Source organism: Jejuia sp. G7-7 (genome assembly GCF_055808955.1).
The window spans coordinates 1,378,308-1,393,686 of the sequence record NZ_JBVVSZ010000002.1 but is presented as its reverse complement, the minus strand read 5'-3'; the positions used below and the strand labels follow the sequence as shown (position 1 = coordinate 1,393,686).

Genomic DNA, 15,379 nt, shown 5'->3' with positions numbered 1-15,379 from the left:
ATTATTCCTATTTTTGCCACACTAAAAACTAACTATATGAAAGCATACGTTTTTCCAGGTCAAGGCGCTCAATTCTCAGGAATGGGCTTAGACTTATATGAAAACTCTCCTCTTGCTCAAGATTTATTCGAGCAAGCTAACGATATTTTAGGTTTCAACATCACAGACACTATGTTTGAAGGGTCTGCTGAAGACTTGAAAGAAACTAAAGTCACTCAACCCGCTATATTTTTACATTCAGTAATTCTAGCAAAAACTTTAGGTGATAGTTTTAAACCAGATATGGTTGCTGGACATTCACTAGGAGAATTTTCAGCATTGGTTGCAAATGGTACTTTAAATTTTGAAGATGGTTTAAAATTAGTATCGCAACGTGCTACAGCAATGCAAAAAGCATGTGAGTTACAACCAAGTACAATGGCAGCTGTTTTAGCACTAGATGATGATGTAGTTGAAAAAATATGTGCCATGACAGAAGGTGTAGTTGTTGCTGCAAATTACAACTGCCCTGGACAATTGGTAATTTCTGGAGAAGTTGAAGCGATTAACAAGGCTTGTGAAGCTTTGTTGGAAGAAGGCGCACGTCGCGCATTGGTTTTACCAGTTGGCGGTGCTTTTCATTCGCCTTTAATGGAACCTGCACGTGAAGAATTGGCTGCTGCCATAGAAAATACAACTTTTTCTAAACCAAATTGTCCAATTTATCAAAATGTAACAGCAAATGCTGTTACTGACGAAGCAGCAATTAAAGCAAACCTAATTTCTCAATTAACAGCTCCTGTACGATGGACGCAATCTGTACAACAAATGATTACTGATGGTGCCACATTATTTACAGAAGTTGGTCCAGGTAAAGTTTTACAAGGTTTGGTTAAAAAAATCAACAGAGAAGCACAAACTGAATCTGCAACTTTTGAAGCTAATGCTTAATGAAATTAACTGGTAGAACCCTATTTATATTTGTAACTATTATTGTTACGATTGCTTTTGATCAAATCTCGAAATTCTTAGTTGAAAAATATGTAGAAGAAAGATCTTCATCTCCAATTATAGGAGAGTTTTTTAGTTTACTTCATGTAAAAAACGAAGGTGCTTTTTTAGGTATGGGTAGTGAGTTAAATGATACTCTAAAACTTATTTTATTACTCATTTTACCTGTAGTTGTTTTAGCTTTTGTTTTAAGACACGTTATAAAAGATAAGAGCTTAGATAAATGGTCTTTATTTGCTTTTGCGAGTATTATTGGTGGAGGTATTGCAAATGTTTACGATAGGTTCGCTTACGGAGAAGTTACTGACTTTTTATATTTAAGATTAAACGATACGATAAGAACTGGTGTTTTTAATCTAGCAGATTTATCAGTAACTACAGGAATGATTATTTTGGTAGTAATGATGCTTAAAAACAAGAAAAAGGAACAGGCTTAATACTTATTTATAAAACAATACAAAACAAAAAGGGTACTGAAAATTCAGTACCCTTTTTTGTATTTAACCTTCTGAGATTTTAGCTCCTAACTTTCTGTTCCCATTTCCATGCAGAAAGCATCGCATCGTCAAGAGATAATTCTGTTTTCCAGCCTAACTCATCATTAGCTTTGTTAGTATCAGCATACGCCGAAATAATATCACCTTCTCTTCTATCTACAATTTTGTAGTTTAATTTTTTTCCAGAAACTTTTTCAAAAGATTTAACAACTTCTAATACAGAACTTCCTTTTCCTGTACCAAGATTGAATGTCTCGTAATTTGCTTTATTTTTATTATTTAATAATCGCCCCAAAGCGATAACATGTGCCTTCGCTAAATCTACTACATGAATATAATCTCTTACACAAGTGCCATCTGACGTTGGATAATCATCTCCAAAAACAGACAACTGCTCTCTTAAACCAATAGCTGTTTGCGTAATGAATGGTACTAAATTTTGAGGTACTCCAATTGGCAACTCTCCTATTTCAACAGATTCGTGCGCACCAATTGGGTTAAAATAACGCAGAGCAATGGCCTTTAATGTTGGCACAACTTTACAAGTATCTTTAATAATTTCTTCACCTATTTGTTTAGTATTTCCATATGGAGACTCAGCTTGTTTTACAGGTGCATTTTCGGTAATAGGTAATTCATCAGCTTGACCATAAACCGTACAAGAAGAGCTAAATATAAATGCTGCTGATGGTAATTTTTTTAATTCCTTTAAAATGTAAACAAGTGTTGCAATATTGTTTTCATAATACAACAAAGGTTCTTTTACACTTTCTCCAACAGCTTTACTTGCAGCAAAATGAATTACACCTTTTACATCATTATGTTTTGAGAAAAAGATTCAACACCAGCTTTATCTTTTAAATCTAATTTTTCAAAAATTGGTGTTTTTCCTGTTATTGCTGTAATACCATCTAAAACTTTTTCAGAAGAATTTGATAAATCATCAATAATAACAACCTCATAACCTTCATTCTGTAACTCTACAACTGTGTGGGAGCCAATAAAGCCTAAACCACCTGTAACTAATATTTTATTCATTTATAAATTTTATAATTGTTGATGTAATAAATTCAATTTGTTCGTCGTCTAATTCCGTATGCATTGGTAATGAAATCACATCTTTTACCAATTGATTAGTTACTGGAAAATCTGCTTCATTATAGCGTTCATCTGCATATGCTTTTTGACTGTGCAGCGGAATTGGGTAATACACCCCACAAGGAATACTCTTTTCGTTTAAATGCTTTACTAAAGCATCTCTATCAACACCTTTCAATCTTAAGGTATATTGATGAAATACATGACAATCACAAGCGTCACATAATTCTCCACATCCATTAGATAATTTTGGAGTAGTAATACTATCAATGTGCTTAAAAGCGTTAGTATACTTTTTTGCAGCGTTTTGTCTCGCCTTGTTATAGGCATCAAGCTTAGGTAATTTAGCATCTAAAACCGCAGCTTGTAAAGTATCTAAACGAGAATTTACTCCAACAACATCATGGTGATAACGCTCATACATTCCATGATTTACAATACCTCTAATAGTATGCGCCAAATCATCATCATTTGTAAAGATAGCGCCTCCGTCTCCATAACCGCCTAAATTTTTAGAAGGAAAAAATGATGTAGCCCCTACATCCCCTATAGTTCCAGCTTTTGCTTTAGAGCCATTTTTATATGTGTAATTTGCACCAATCGCTTGCGCATTATCTTCAATTACATATAGGTTATGTGCTTTAGCTATTTCTAATATCGCTTCCATATTTGCACATTGTCCAAACAAATGCACAGGTACAATCGCCTTAGTTTTAGGGGTAATCGCTTTTTTAATAGCTTCAATATTGATATTGAAATCATCTTCATTAACATCAACTAAAACTGGTGTTAAATTAAGAAGCGCAATAACCTCAACTGTTGCTGCAAAAGTAAAATCTGCAGTAATAACTTCATCTCCAGGCTTTAAACCTAAGCCCATCATTGCTATTTGCAACGCATCTGTACCATTTGCACAAGGAATAACATGTTTTACACCTAAATAAGACTCTAAATTCTTCTGAAATTCATGAACCTTTGGCCCATTTATAAAAGCTGTATTATCAATTGTGTTTTGAATAGAAGCGTTAACAACATCTTTAATGTCGTTATACTGACCTTTGAGGTCAACCATTTGAATTTTCTTCATTTTTAAAATTTGAAATTCAGTAAATTATAGACTAATTTGACCTCATTTTAATTCGTACTTCCAATGAGTTTTCAGTCTACAAAATTACAAAATTCATTGCCGAATCCATAGATTTCCTATAAAGAAATGTATTTTAGCGTGAAACAACACAAACTTGGGCTTCATTTATAATTTAGGTATTCAATTTACTGGTTTTGTTTTAAGATGCATTGCACCATTTAATAAAAAAATAAAACTTGGGGTTAGTGGACGCTCAAAAACGTTTCAGGTTTTAGAAGATAGAATTAAAAAAACAACTACACTTTATGGTTTCATTGTGCTTCTTTGGGTGAATATGAACAAGGTTTACCAGTTTTTGAAAAATTAAGAGCGCATTACGAAAGCCATAAAATTGTTTTAAGTTTCTTTTCGCCGTCGGGTTATGAGATTCGAAAAAATACACCAATCGCAGATATGGTAGTATATCTTCCCATAGATACCAAAAAAAATGCAAAACGATTTTTGGATATTGTGAATCCTGAGTTAACAATCTTTGTAAAGTATGATATTTGGCCTAATTATTTAAATGAAATTAAAAACGCCATTTAAGAGCTATTTTAATTTCTGCTGCTTTCAGGAATAACCAAATTTATTTTAAATCCTATGGGAAGCTATTTAAAGATGCTTTATTTTCTTTTGAACATATTTTTACGCAAAACGAAACATCTAAACAGCTTTTAGCTTCTATCAATTATGACAATACAACCGTTTCTGGGGATACAAGATTTGATAGGGTTAGTAATCAGTTAAAAATTGATAATACTTTAGAGTTTGTTGAAACTTTTAAAGGCGACAATCTATGCATTGTTGCAGGTAGCTCTTGGCCAGAAGATGAAGCCTTATTTATCGAATTCATCAATACTCATCAACCATCAGATGTAAAATTTATTATTGCGCCTCATAATATAAAACCTAATCAGATTAAAAACTTAGCATCTAAACTGGATGCTAAAACTATTTTATATTCTGAAAAAGAAGGGGAAAAATTAGAGAATTATAATGTCTTGATTGTAGATACTATTGGGCTTCTTACAAAAGTGTATAGCTATGCGGATATCGCTTACGTTGGTGGAGCTATAGGCACAACTGGTTTGCATAACACACTTGAACCTGCTGTTTTTGGAGTTCCAATTATTATTGGGAGTAATCATAAAAAATTCCCTGAAGCTCAAGCATTTATTGATAATGGCGGTATGTTTTCAGTTGAAAATTTTAATCAATTTAATAATGTGCTATATCAATTAATTGAGCATAGTGACCTTTGTTCACAATATGGGTCTCAAAATAAAGAGTTTATAAATAAAAATAGCGGTGCCGTAGTCCAAATACTAGACTATTTACGTATATAGAGTGTTTTTTAATAAAAAACAAAATAGTATATGTGCAACTAAATATAACAGATTACTTTTGCACCACTAAATAATTAACACTAAAAACAACAAAAATGAAAAAATTAATTTTAGGATCAGCTTTATTATTAGCTTTAGGTTTATCATTTACATCTTGTAAAGACAAAAAAGCAGAATCTGCTGGAGACGTTTTAGATAACGCAATTGAAGCAACTGAAGACGCTGCCAAATCTGCTGGTGATGCAGTAGAAGATGCTGTTGAAGCTACGGGTGATGCTGTTGAAAACGCAGCTGAAAAAGCAGGAGATGCTATTGACAATGCAGCTAAAAAAGCTGGAGAAACTGTTGACAAAGCAGTAGACGCTACTGGAAAAGCTGCTGATGATGCTGCAAATGCAGTAAAAAAGAAGCTGATAAGTTAAAAAAAGCAGCTCACTAATTTAGATTAGACTTTTTACAATTATAAAAACCACCTTTAAAAAGGTGGTTTTTTTGTATTAAACCTAAATTTCTAGTATAAAAAAAGCCTCATCAAAAAATTTGATAAGGCTTTAGTACTGAAGACGGGACTTGAACCCGTACGGACTAATGTCCATTGGATTTTAAGTCCAACGTGTCTACCAATTCCACCACTTCAGCATTGGTATATTTTAAGAAAGTTTCAGAGCGAAAGACGGGATTTGAACCCGCGACCCCCACCTTGGCAAGGTGATGCTCTACCCCTGAGCTACTTTCGCAGTTTTTAATGAACGTACAACCTTTCGATTGCGGATGCAAATTTAAAATATTTCTAGGAATTGCAAAGCCTTTTATTAAAATAAATAAAAATAATTTTAAGCTTGTTTTTTCTTAACCAACATACGCTTAATTTCATTGAGTTTCATGAGTGCTTCAACTGGTGTAAGAGTATCGATATCAATGTGTAATATTTCATCTTTGATATTTTCTAAAAGCGGGTCATCTAGATTGAAAAAACTCAGTTGCAAATCATCATGCAGAGTTTTTACCTTATCCGTAAGCTCTTCACTAGAATGAGATTGCTCTAATTTCTTCAAAATTTTATTTGCACGATGCAACACTTGCTGTGGCATACCAGCCATTTTAGCAACATGAATACCAAAACTGTGAGCACTTCCACCTTCTACGAGTTTTCTTAAAAACAAGACATTGTCTTTCAACTCTTTTACAGAAACATTAAAGTTTTTTATACGCCCAAAAGTTTCACTCATTTCATTTAGTTCATGGTAATGCGTTGCAAACAATGTTTTTGGTTTTGCAGGATGCTCATGTAAATACTCACTAATAGCCCAAGCAATTGAAATTCCATCATAGGTACTTGTACCTCTCCCAATTTCATCGAGTAACACCAAACTTCTATCAGAAATATTATTCAAAATAGAAGCGGTTTCATTCATTTCAACCATAAAAGTTGATTCTCCCATCGAGATATTATCGCTTGCGCCTACTCTAGTAAAAATTTTATCAACCAATCCTATTCTAGCCTCTTTGGCTGGAACAAAACTTCCTATTTGAGCCAACAAAACAATTAAGGCTGTTTGGCGTAATATAGCCGATTTACCAGACATGTTTGGTCCAGTAATCATAATGATTTGCTGGCTAGTTCTATCTAAAAACACATCATTAGCAATATACACTTCGCCAATAGGCAATTGCTTTTCAATAACAGGATGACGACCATCTTTAATTTCTAAATCGAAGGAATCATCAAGTGTTGGGTAAATGTATTTATTATCTTTTGCTAATTGCGCAAATCCACATAAACAATCTAATTGCCCAACTAAATATGCATTTTGTTGCACAGGCTTTATATATTGATTCAACCAGCTTACCAACTCAGCAAATAATTGTTGCTCTATGGCTAGAATACGCTCTTCAGCACCTAAAATTTTGGCCTCGTATTCTTTAAGTTCTTCGGTGATGTAGCGTTCTGCATTAACTAAAGTCTGTTTGCGTATCCACTCTTCAGGTACTTTATCTTTATGCGTGTTTCTAACTTCTATATAATACCCAAAAACATTATTTGATGCTATTTTAAGTGATGTAATACCTGTGCGTTCACTTTCTCGCTCTAGCATGTCATTCAAATAATCTTTTCCAGATTTTGACAAACCTCTTAACTCATCTAATTCTGAAGAAAATCCAGCAGCAATACTATTGCCTTTTAAAACGTTTACGGGTGCTTCTTCATTTAAAGTTTCCTTTATTTTTTCACGAAGCACATCACAACTTTGTAGTGTATCGCCAATAATTTTTAGCGATTCGTTATCACAACCAGATGCTAAAGATTTTATAGGAACAATTGCTTCTAAAGAGTTTTTAAGCTGAATAACTTCTCGTGGATTAACTTTTCCTGTGGCTGTTTTAGAAATTAAACGTTCTAAATCGCCTATATGTTTAATGTGGTTTTGAATTTTCTGAAGTACGGTATTGTCTTTAGTTAAAAAACTAACTACTTCATGGCGCTGTTTTATTTTTTCAACATTTTTTAAAGGCAATGCCAACCAACGCTTCAACAACCTTCCACCCATAGGCGAAATGGTTTTATCAATCACATTTAAAAGTGTTACAGCATTATTATTTGTAGAATTGTAAAGCTCTAAATTTCTGATGGTAAACTTATCCATCCATACATAATCATCTTCAGAAATTCTAGAAATAGAAGTAATATGCTGTAATTTATGATGCTGTGTTTCACCTAAATAATGCAGAATGGAACCTGAAGCAATAATACCTTCATAAAAATCTTCAATACCAAAACCCTTTAAAGTTTTTGTATCGAAGTGTTTGGTTAAAGTTTCATAAGCATAATCGGTTTGATATACCCAATCTTCTAAATAAAAGGTATGAAACTCATCACCAAAAGTATCATTAAAAAGTGTTCTCTCTTGCTTAGAAACCAGTACTTCACTAGGGCTAAAGTTTTGAAGCAACTTATCAATGTACTCCGCATTACCTTGAGAAGTTAAAAACTCTCCTGTAGAAATATCTAAAAAGAAATTCCAATATATTTTTTTCAAAATACACCGAACACAAAAAGTTATTTGATTTTGAAACTAAAACCTCATCATTTAAAGCCACGCCAGGTGTTACCAATTCGGTTACACCACGCTTAACAATAGTTTTAGTTTGTTTAGGATCTTCTAATTGGTCGCAAATAGCGACACGTTCACCCGCTTTTACCAACTTCGGTAAATAGGTATTTAATGAATGGTGTGGAAATCCAGCTAACTCGGTTTCACTTTCACTACCTGCACCACGTTTTGTTAAAATAATACCTAAAATTCCAGCAGCCTTAACAGCATCACTTCCGAAAGTTTCATAGAAATCGCCTACGCGAAATAACAATAATGCATCAGGATATTTAGCCTTAATAGCATTATACTGTTTCATTAACGGCGTTATTTTTTTTGCTTTTTTAGCCAATGGAAATTTAATTTTTAATATTACTTTTGACAAAATTGTAGCATGCAATGTACTATTAATTTCATGTGTTACGACCTTGATTTTTTAGAAGTTATCTACAATTAGAACGAGATTTCAACAATAAAACCATGCGCAAACTTAAAAATAGCGAATTAGACAGATTAAGCCTTGACGGATTTAAAGAAGCCAAAAAAACACCTATCATTATAATTCTCGATAATATTAGAAGTTTAAACAACATTGGCTCGGTATTCAGAACAAGTGATGCGTTTTTAATTGAAAAAATTTATCTCTGTGGCATTACAGCAAAACCTCCTCATAAAGATATTCATAAAACGGCCTTAGGAAGTACAGATACAGTTGATTGGGAATATGCTGAAAACACAATAAATTTAGTAAAAAAACTAAAATCTAGTAATATTAAAGTATGCACTATAGAGCAAGCTGAAAATGCTATAATGCTCAACGATTTTAAGATTGAATCAGACACTAAATACGCTTTAGTTTTTGGCAATGAAGTAAAAGGTGTTGCTCAGGATGTGGTTTCAGTTAGCGACATGGTTATTGAAATCCCTCAATTTGGCACCAAACATTCTTTAAATATTTCCGTAAGTTGTGGCGTTGTAGTTTGGGATGTATTTTGTAAGCTAATTTTAAAATAAATTAAGCAAAAATAAGATCAATTCTATTCTTAATGCTAACAAAAACTAAAAGACATAGACTCAATAAAGCGTGATCATTGAAATGACTCAAGTAGCATCTGACATTCTATAAATATTTCTGCAAGTTGTGATTTTGGGCGTATTTAGTAAGTTGAGAAAATAAAATTATCTTAGTAGCTAAATATAAATAACCTCATTAAGTCTTTAAATAATGAAAATCAAACTTCTTTTTCTAGCCATATTCTTTTTATTAATAACTAATTGCAAAACCGACCAAAAAAAAATAGCGAAGTTGAAGCTTCAAAATATAACGAAACATGGGAATCTTTAGCTACAAATAATAAGGAGCCAGAATGGTTTAAAGATTCTAAGTTTGGAATTTACTTTCATTGGGGAGTTTATAGTGTTCCTGCTTTTGGTAATGAATGGTACCCTAGATGGATGTATTTTCCTGATAGAGGCGACAAATGGGGCGGGCAAGTTTATGAGCATCACAAAAAAACCTATGGAGATGTTTCAACATTTAACTATCATGATTTTATCCCAATGTTTAAAGCAGAACAATTTGATGCCAAAGAATGGGCAAATTTATTTAATAAAGCTGGCGCAAAATTTGCTGGCCCTGTAGCACAACATCACGATGGTTTCGCCATGTGGGATAGCAAAGTAAACCCATGGAATGCAAATGATATGGGACCTAAAAAAAATATTTTAGGAGATTTATTTAAAGAGCTAAAAGCGCTTAACCTTAAAACCATTGCTACATTTCATCATGCTAAAGTTGGACAACGTTATGCTAAAGATTCTACAAATTGGGCTGGAAACGGACCAAACGCCAGTAGACACAGTCATTTTCCTTACCACCCCGATTACATAACCTCTACAACAGACCCTAAATTAAGATTGTTTTATGGTAACTTAGAAGCAGAAGAATTTAACCAATACTGGTTAGACCAAGTAAATGAAGTTGTTGATAATTATGCTCCTGATATCATTTGGTTTGACTCATGGTTAGACCAAGTTCCTGAGAATTATTTAAAAAAAATGGTTGCCAATCATTTCAATAAAGCTACTAACAATAATCAAGAGCCAATTGTGGCCTATAAGCAAAAAGATTTACCAGCTAATGTTGGTGTTTTGGATATTGAACAGGGTGGCAAAACAGAAATATCAGATGATTATTGGCTTACTGACATAACCATAAGTCACAACAGTTGGTGTTATGTTGAAGGGCAAACCTATAAAGATCCAGCTTTGGTAATAAGAAATATGATTGACGTTTGGAGTAAAAAAGGCATTGTACTTTTAAATATTTCGCCGCGTGCTGATGGTGTTATTATAGACGAACAAAGACATGTTTTATCTGAAATTGGATCTTGGATAGAAAAACATAAAGAAGCCGTTTACAACACCAGAACACACTCTATTTATGGCTATGGTGTTGCTGCGTTTGAAAAAGGGCACTTTGGTGGACAATCAGCAACGATAAAATACAACAATCAAGACTATAGATTTACTACATCTAAAGATAAAAACACATTGTACATCTACACCTTAGGGCGTCCTGCTGCCAATACAAAATTAGCCATTAAACACGTTGTAGACACTAACAATTCAAAATCTATAAAAAAAGTTTCAGTAATTGGAAGTGACGCTATTTTAGAATGGTCTATCGATGCTGAAAATCTAATATTCCAAACACCAAGTGCTAATCAAATGAATGAAATTGCTACAGTTTTTAAAGTTGAGTTTGAAGATTAAATTGGGTATAGTAAACTAAATTAGGTGGTAAAAAAGTAAAGATACCTTGGCCGACAAAAGATGTGATGCATCAAATTTACGACAAGCATCTTTGGGGTGGAAACGAATTTGATTTTTATTCTGGATATGGTTCACATGACCCAAAAATCGTAAAACCTTATTTAGAATCAGTAATAACCTTTTTTAAATCCCACAATAATTCATTGGAAGTTTGCGATTTAGGCTGTGGCGATTTTAATATTGGAAAACACCTAACGACTCATACTAAAAACTACTTCGCAATAGATATTGTTGAAACGCTTATTGAAAGAAACAAAAAACTATTCAAAAGAAATAATCTAGAATTTCATTGCCTAGATATTATTGAAGATCAGCTTCCTCATGCAGACTGCATCATTCTACGCCAAGTATTACAGCATTTATCTAATAAAGAAATAAACCATTTAGTTGACAAATTATCAAATTATAAATATATAATTCTGACGGAACATATTCCTTCAAGTGATTTCATACCTAACAAGGATATTATTTCAGGACAAGGCATTAGATTAAAACAAAATAGTGGTGTTGATATATTGAAATACCCATTTAATCTTCAAATTAGAAAAACTGAACTTTTGAATGAGCATACTTTAGAAAGCAATAAAGGCAGAATAGCAACCAAATTATTCTACCTTTAATTTTTTATAAATTCAATAAAATTATAACAAGAATTTCTTAATCCCAATGTTCCTCAATAACTTCAACAATCTGAGGATATTTAGAATCATCTTCCTTAACTTCAGTTCTAAGATTCTTAAGTCTAACTTTTAAATCTTTGATAATTTCTGCATATTTTTCATCATCATAGCGGTTATCCATTTCTTTAGGATCATTTTTTAAATCATAAAACTCCCATGCTGGAGGTGTATTAAAGTCAGACATCGACTCAGGATTATGAGCCCATTCTTGCGCTTCGGTATTTCTTTCCGTATTATAATCTCTTCCGTAAAAAAATATCAACTTATAATCTTTAGTTCTTATACCAAAATGCCCTGGGTTATTGTGTTTATGTGCCATGTGCATCCAGTAACGGTAGTAGGTTTCTTGTTTCCACCCTTCGGGCTCTACACCTGTTTCAATAATATCTTTAAAACTATCTCCCTGCATATAATCTGGTGTTTCTCCTCCACCCATAGTTATTAAAGTTGGTGCAAAATCGGTGTTATTAACAATGGCATCAACCTTACTTCCAGCCTTAATTTTATCAGGATAACGCACTAAAAACGGCATACGCATTGACTCTTCGTACATCCAACGTTTATCAATATAATCGTGCTCTCCTAACATAAAACCTTGGTCACCAGTATACACAATTATAGTATTATCCATTAAATCTTCAGCTTCTAAATAATCAAACAAACGCTTTATGTTATCATCCACACCTTTTACACATCTTAAATAACGCTTTAAATATTCTTGATAAGCTAATCTTTTGTATTCTGGGTCTGGAATTTCAGGATCAATATCCATATGCATACCCATGTTTCGGATAATATTTCTATGCCCAATAGACGACCCAATAGTATCTATTAAAGTATTATTAATTCCACGAGTTCCTACAGAACCATTGTTTTTATTATCCCATAAACTAGCAGGTTCGGGGATATCAACACCTGCTAAATAATCTTCATATCTAGGTGCATATTCGAAAAAATCGTGTGGCGCTTTAAAATGATTCATCAAGAAAAATGGCTTTGATTTATCTCTTTTATTTTTCAACCAATCTAAAGCAATATCCATAATTACATCTGTAGAGTGCCCTTTGTATTTGGTAGCATTTACAGTTCTAATCAAATCTTCTTCAAAACGAAATTCTGTTGGTGTTCCTGCATCCCTGGCGTATAATGTAGGGTTAAAATAATCTCCTTGACCAGGCAATACATTGTAGAAATCAAAAGCTTCAGGCGCATGCTTTAAATGCCATTTACCAATCATAGCAGTTTGATACCCCAACTTACCCATTTCTCTTGGCAAGTGTTGGTCATCTTTTGCTAATCTTCCACTTAAATCTACTACCCCATTTACTTGCCCATACTGGCCTGTTAAAATGCTTGCTCTTGAAGGCGTACAGATAGAATTAGTACAAAATACATTTTCCATTAAAACACCTTCTTTCGCAATACGATCTATTGTTGGCGTTGGATTTAAACTTGCTAATCTACTACCATAAGCACCAATACCTTGAGTGGTATGATCATCTGACATGATGTAAATAATATTAGGCTGTTTTGATTCAGATGGTTTTTCTGCTTTTCCTTTGCAAGAAAACACAAATGCAACAAGTAAAAGCGAGGTAAATTTAATTTTCATTTTAGTGTAGTTGTTTAAAATCAAAAGTATTAAAATATGACTTTTAAGTATGAAAACAATGGTCTAATTAACAGAACATATCTGTCAAGATATTTAGAAAAGTTAACTTTTATTGATTTCATCTAAAACCCACAAGTAATCCTCTCTATTTTCCACAAAATCTCGGTTAGATACATCAATAATTTTCACATTGAAATCTTTTTGGGTTTTTAAGAAGTCTAAATACCCTGTATTGATTTTTTCTAAGTAATCATCGTCAATATTTTGCTCATAATCTCGACCTCGTTTTTTAATGTTTTGTTGTAAACGCTCTATATTTTGGTATAAATAAATATACAATTCTGGCTTTGCAATATCTTTATACATTAAGTAGAAAAGCTTTCTGTAAAGATTAAATTCATCTTCATTTAAAGTAATCTTTGAGAAAATTAGTGATTTAATAATATCATAATCACTCACAACAAAATCTTTGAACAAATCAAGTTGAGATAAGTCGTCACTAATTTGCTGGTAACGGTCTGCTAAAAAACTCATTTCTAAAGTAAATGCATATCTATTTGCATCTTCATAAAACTTGGGCAAAAACGGATTATCAGCAAAACGCTCTAAAATTAGTTTTGCATTAAAATCGTGTGCAATTTTTGTTGCTAAACTTGTTTTTCCTGCACCAATATTTCCCTCAATAGCAATGTAATTGTATTTTGAAAAATCAAATTGTTTACTTGGATTTTTTAGCCAAATTTTAATAGGTTCTAAAACCGATTTGTCTTCACATTCATCTAACAAAACACACACCTCTTTATCTAATTTTGGGTGTTTCTTTTTTGAAGCAATATCGTTAAGTGGCAATAGCACAAATTTACGCTTGCTCATTTCTGGATGCGGTACTTGCAGCAATTTTGTGTTGATTATTTCATCTTCAGCAAAAACAATATCTAAGTCTATGGTTCGGGCCTCATAACCTCTTGTTTTACTTCGGGTTCTTCCTAAGTCGGTTTCAATTTTCAATAAAGTTTTTAATACTTTTTGAGGTTTTAAATAACTCTCTAGCACCAAACAACAATTCAGAAAATCTTCCCCTTCAAAACCAAAGGCAGGCGATTTATAAACTTTCGAAATTAACTTTATTGTCCCAATACGTTCATAAATAGTATCAATAGCAAGCTGTAAATTCTTGAATTTATCGCCTTTATTACTTCCTAATGCTATATGAAACGTTTTTGGTTTTGCCATATGAGAGCAAAATAATAAAAAGTAAATGGAATTGGGTTATATTTACAGAACGTATTTATTCACAATTATAAATGACACCAAAAGACAAACTAGCTGCCCAACGCATTTACTTGCTTCTAGGTGGTTTATTCATCACATCATTGGTAGTTTCAAATCTAATTTTCCAGAAATTCTTTTATTGGTATCCGTTTGATATTGAAATTTTTGGGAGTAAGCTTTTTGAAATTTCGGTAGGTATTTTACCCTACCCCATAACTTTCTTAATTACCGATTTAATTAGTGAAATCTATGGAAAAAAAGAGCAAATGATGTGGTTGTGGTTGGTATTTTTGCTTCCATATTTTCTGTTTTAATTATTTATGTCGCTGATATGGTTCCGGCTTTAACAAATTCCCCAATACAAGATGATGTGTTTTCTAATGTCTTTGGAAGAACAATTTTAGCAGTTGGCGCAAGCATGTTTGCTTATTTATTTGCTCAGTTTGTAGATATTCGTATTTATCATTTTTGGAAACAACTTACTAAAGGAAAACATTTGTGGCTTCGTAATAATTTCTCAACCTGGTTATCTCAATTTGTAGATACTTTCTCGGTTGTATTTTTGCTGTGCATTTTTGAAGTTTTACCTTGGAGTAGTTTTCAAGGTCTTTTGATTAGCGGGTTTTTATTCAAAGTTATAGTTGCCGCTTGCGACACACCATTTCTTTATTTAGGTGTTTATCTTTTTAGAAAACGCTTTAATTTAAAGGTAAATGAAGAGATTAATTTGATTTAAAACCAAATCTTAACAAAATGATAAGATTTCTTTTCCAACCATTAACACTTTTTCTGCGTATATTAATATAGTCAGTTTCATTTAATAAAATT

General features: G+C 32.6%; 10 protein-coding genes, 2 tRNA genes and 4 pseudogenes. 9 read left to right on the top strand and 7 right to left on the bottom strand.

Going from position 1 to position 15,379, the window contains the following annotated elements:
* Positions 1-36 precede the first annotated feature (36 nt).
* Positions 37-930 (top strand): ACP S-malonyltransferase, encoded by an 894-nt coding sequence (gene fabD / locus AC0L5U_RS16715; protein WP_473417591.1) that lies wholly within the window; start codon positions 37-39, stop codon positions 928-930.
* On the top strand, positions 930-1,427 hold the full coding sequence (lspA, locus tag AC0L5U_RS16710; protein WP_473417590.1) for a signal peptidase II: 498 nt from the start codon (positions 930-932) through the stop codon (positions 1,425-1,427). The genes fabD and lspA overlap by 1 nt, the downstream gene beginning before the upstream one ends.
* Before the next feature lie 79 nt (positions 1,428-1,506).
* On the opposite strand, the pseudogene galE reads toward lspA, so the two are convergent.
* Together galE and AC0L5U_RS16700 are read right to left on the bottom strand one after the other, a co-directional pair.
* Positions 1,507-2,525 (bottom strand): annotated as a pseudogene (gene galE / locus AC0L5U_RS16705) (UDP-glucose 4-epimerase GalE).
* Positions 2,518-3,672: a DegT/DnrJ/EryC1/StrS family aminotransferase gene (locus tag AC0L5U_RS16700; RefSeq protein ID WP_473417589.1), complete on the bottom strand. Its 1,155-nt coding sequence runs from the start codon at positions 3,670-3,672 to the stop codon at positions 2,518-2,520. The pseudogene galE and the gene AC0L5U_RS16700 overlap by 8 nt, the downstream one beginning before the upstream one ends.
* Before the next feature lie 324 nt (positions 3,673-3,996).
* Here AC0L5U_RS16700 and AC0L5U_RS16695 point away from each other — a divergent pair.
* From AC0L5U_RS16695 to AC0L5U_RS16685, 3 genes and pseudogenes are all read left to right on the top strand, one after another.
* Positions 3,997-4,382 (top strand): annotated as a pseudogene (locus AC0L5U_RS16695) (3-deoxy-D-manno-octulosonic acid transferase); the annotation flags it as partial.
* A gap of 333 nt (positions 4,383-4,715) precedes the next feature.
* A complete protein-coding gene (locus AC0L5U_RS16690) occupies positions 4,716-5,060 on the top strand; it encodes a 3-deoxy-D-manno-octulosonic acid transferase (protein WP_473418348.1) in 345 nt (114 codons plus the stop codon).
* Between the two features lie 95 nt (positions 5,061-5,155).
* Positions 5,156-5,482 carry a hypothetical protein gene (locus AC0L5U_RS16685; RefSeq protein WP_473417588.1) on the top strand — a complete coding sequence of 109 codons (327 nt, stop codon included), beginning with the start codon at positions 5,156-5,158 and terminating at the stop codon, positions 5,480-5,482.
* A gap of 133 nt (positions 5,483-5,615) precedes the next feature.
* On the opposite strand, the gene AC0L5U_RS16680 is transcribed toward AC0L5U_RS16685, so the two are convergent.
* The 3 genes and pseudogenes from AC0L5U_RS16680 to mutS all read right to left on the bottom strand — a co-directional run bounded on the left by AC0L5U_RS16680 (position 5,616) and on the right by mutS (position 8,504).
* Positions 5,616-5,699: transfer RNA gene (locus AC0L5U_RS16680), tRNA-Leu, on the bottom strand.
* A 26-nt stretch (positions 5,700-5,725) separates the two neighbouring features.
* Positions 5,726-5,797, bottom strand: a tRNA-Gly gene (locus AC0L5U_RS16675).
* Between the two features lie 96 nt (positions 5,798-5,893).
* Positions 5,894-8,504: pseudogene (mutS, locus tag AC0L5U_RS16670) on the bottom strand (DNA mismatch repair protein MutS).
* 128 nt (positions 8,505-8,632) lie between these two features.
* Between mutS and AC0L5U_RS16665 the strand changes: the two are divergent.
* The 3 genes from AC0L5U_RS16665 to AC0L5U_RS16655 all read left to right on the top strand — a co-directional run bounded on the left by AC0L5U_RS16665 (position 8,633) and on the right by AC0L5U_RS16655 (position 11,607).
* Positions 8,633-9,166 (top strand): RNA methyltransferase, encoded by a 534-nt coding sequence (locus tag AC0L5U_RS16665; RefSeq protein WP_473417587.1) that lies wholly within the window; start codon positions 8,633-8,635, stop codon positions 9,164-9,166.
* A gap of 261 nt (positions 9,167-9,427) precedes the next feature.
* Positions 9,428-10,927: an alpha-L-fucosidase gene (locus AC0L5U_RS16660; RefSeq protein ID WP_473417585.1), complete on the top strand. Its 1,500-nt coding sequence runs from the start codon at positions 9,428-9,430 to the stop codon at positions 10,925-10,927.
* A 65-nt stretch (positions 10,928-10,992) separates the two neighbouring features.
* A complete protein-coding gene (locus AC0L5U_RS16655; RefSeq protein ID WP_473417584.1) occupies positions 10,993-11,607 on the top strand; it encodes a class I SAM-dependent methyltransferase in 615 nt (204 codons plus the stop codon).
* 37 nt (positions 11,608-11,644) lie between these two features.
* On the opposite strand, the gene AC0L5U_RS16650 is transcribed toward AC0L5U_RS16655, so the two are convergent.
* Entirely contained in the window at positions 11,645-13,279 is a 1,635-nt protein-coding gene (locus tag AC0L5U_RS16650; RefSeq protein WP_473417583.1) for a sulfatase family protein, read from the bottom strand.
* A 102-nt stretch (positions 13,280-13,381) separates the two neighbouring features.
* Positions 13,382-14,512 (bottom strand): 2-amino-4-hydroxy-6-hydroxymethyldihydropteridine diphosphokinase, encoded by a 1,131-nt coding sequence (gene folK, locus AC0L5U_RS16645; RefSeq protein WP_473417581.1) that lies wholly within the window; start codon positions 14,510-14,512, stop codon positions 13,382-13,384.
* Between the two features lie 140 nt (positions 14,513-14,652).
* Here folK and AC0L5U_RS16640 point away from each other — a divergent pair.
* Positions 14,653-15,287 (top strand): annotated as a pseudogene (locus tag AC0L5U_RS16640) (queuosine precursor transporter).
* Positions 15,288-15,379 lie beyond the last annotated feature (92 nt).

What these genes read in the sequence shown, in the direction of transcription:
- fabD (WP_473417591.1), top strand. Translation starts at nt 37, where the DNA reads ATGAAAGCATACGTTTTTCCAGGTCAAGGCGCTCAATTCTCAGGAATG.
- lspA (WP_473417590.1), top strand. Translation starts at nt 930, where the DNA reads ATGAAATTAACTGGTAGAACCCTATTTATATTTGTAACTATTATTGTT.
- AC0L5U_RS16700 (WP_473417589.1), bottom strand. Translation starts at nt 3,672, where the DNA reads ATGAAGAAAATTCAAATGGTTGACCTCAAAGGTCAGTATAACGACATT.
- AC0L5U_RS16685 (WP_473417588.1), top strand. Translation starts at nt 5,156, where the DNA reads ATGAAAAAATTAATTTTAGGATCAGCTTTATTATTAGCTTTAGGTTTA.
- AC0L5U_RS16665 (WP_473417587.1), top strand. Translation starts at nt 8,633, where the DNA reads ATGCGCAAACTTAAAAATAGCGAATTAGACAGATTAAGCCTTGACGGA.
- AC0L5U_RS16655 (WP_473417584.1), top strand. Translation starts at nt 10,993, where the DNA reads ATGCATCAAATTTACGACAAGCATCTTTGGGGTGGAAACGAATTTGAT.
- AC0L5U_RS16650 (WP_473417583.1), bottom strand. Translation starts at nt 13,279, where the DNA reads ATGAAAATTAAATTTACCTCGCTTTTACTTGTTGCATTTGTGTTTTCT.
- folK (WP_473417581.1), bottom strand. Translation starts at nt 14,512, where the DNA reads ATGGCAAAACCAAAAACGTTTCATATAGCATTAGGAAGTAATAAAGGC.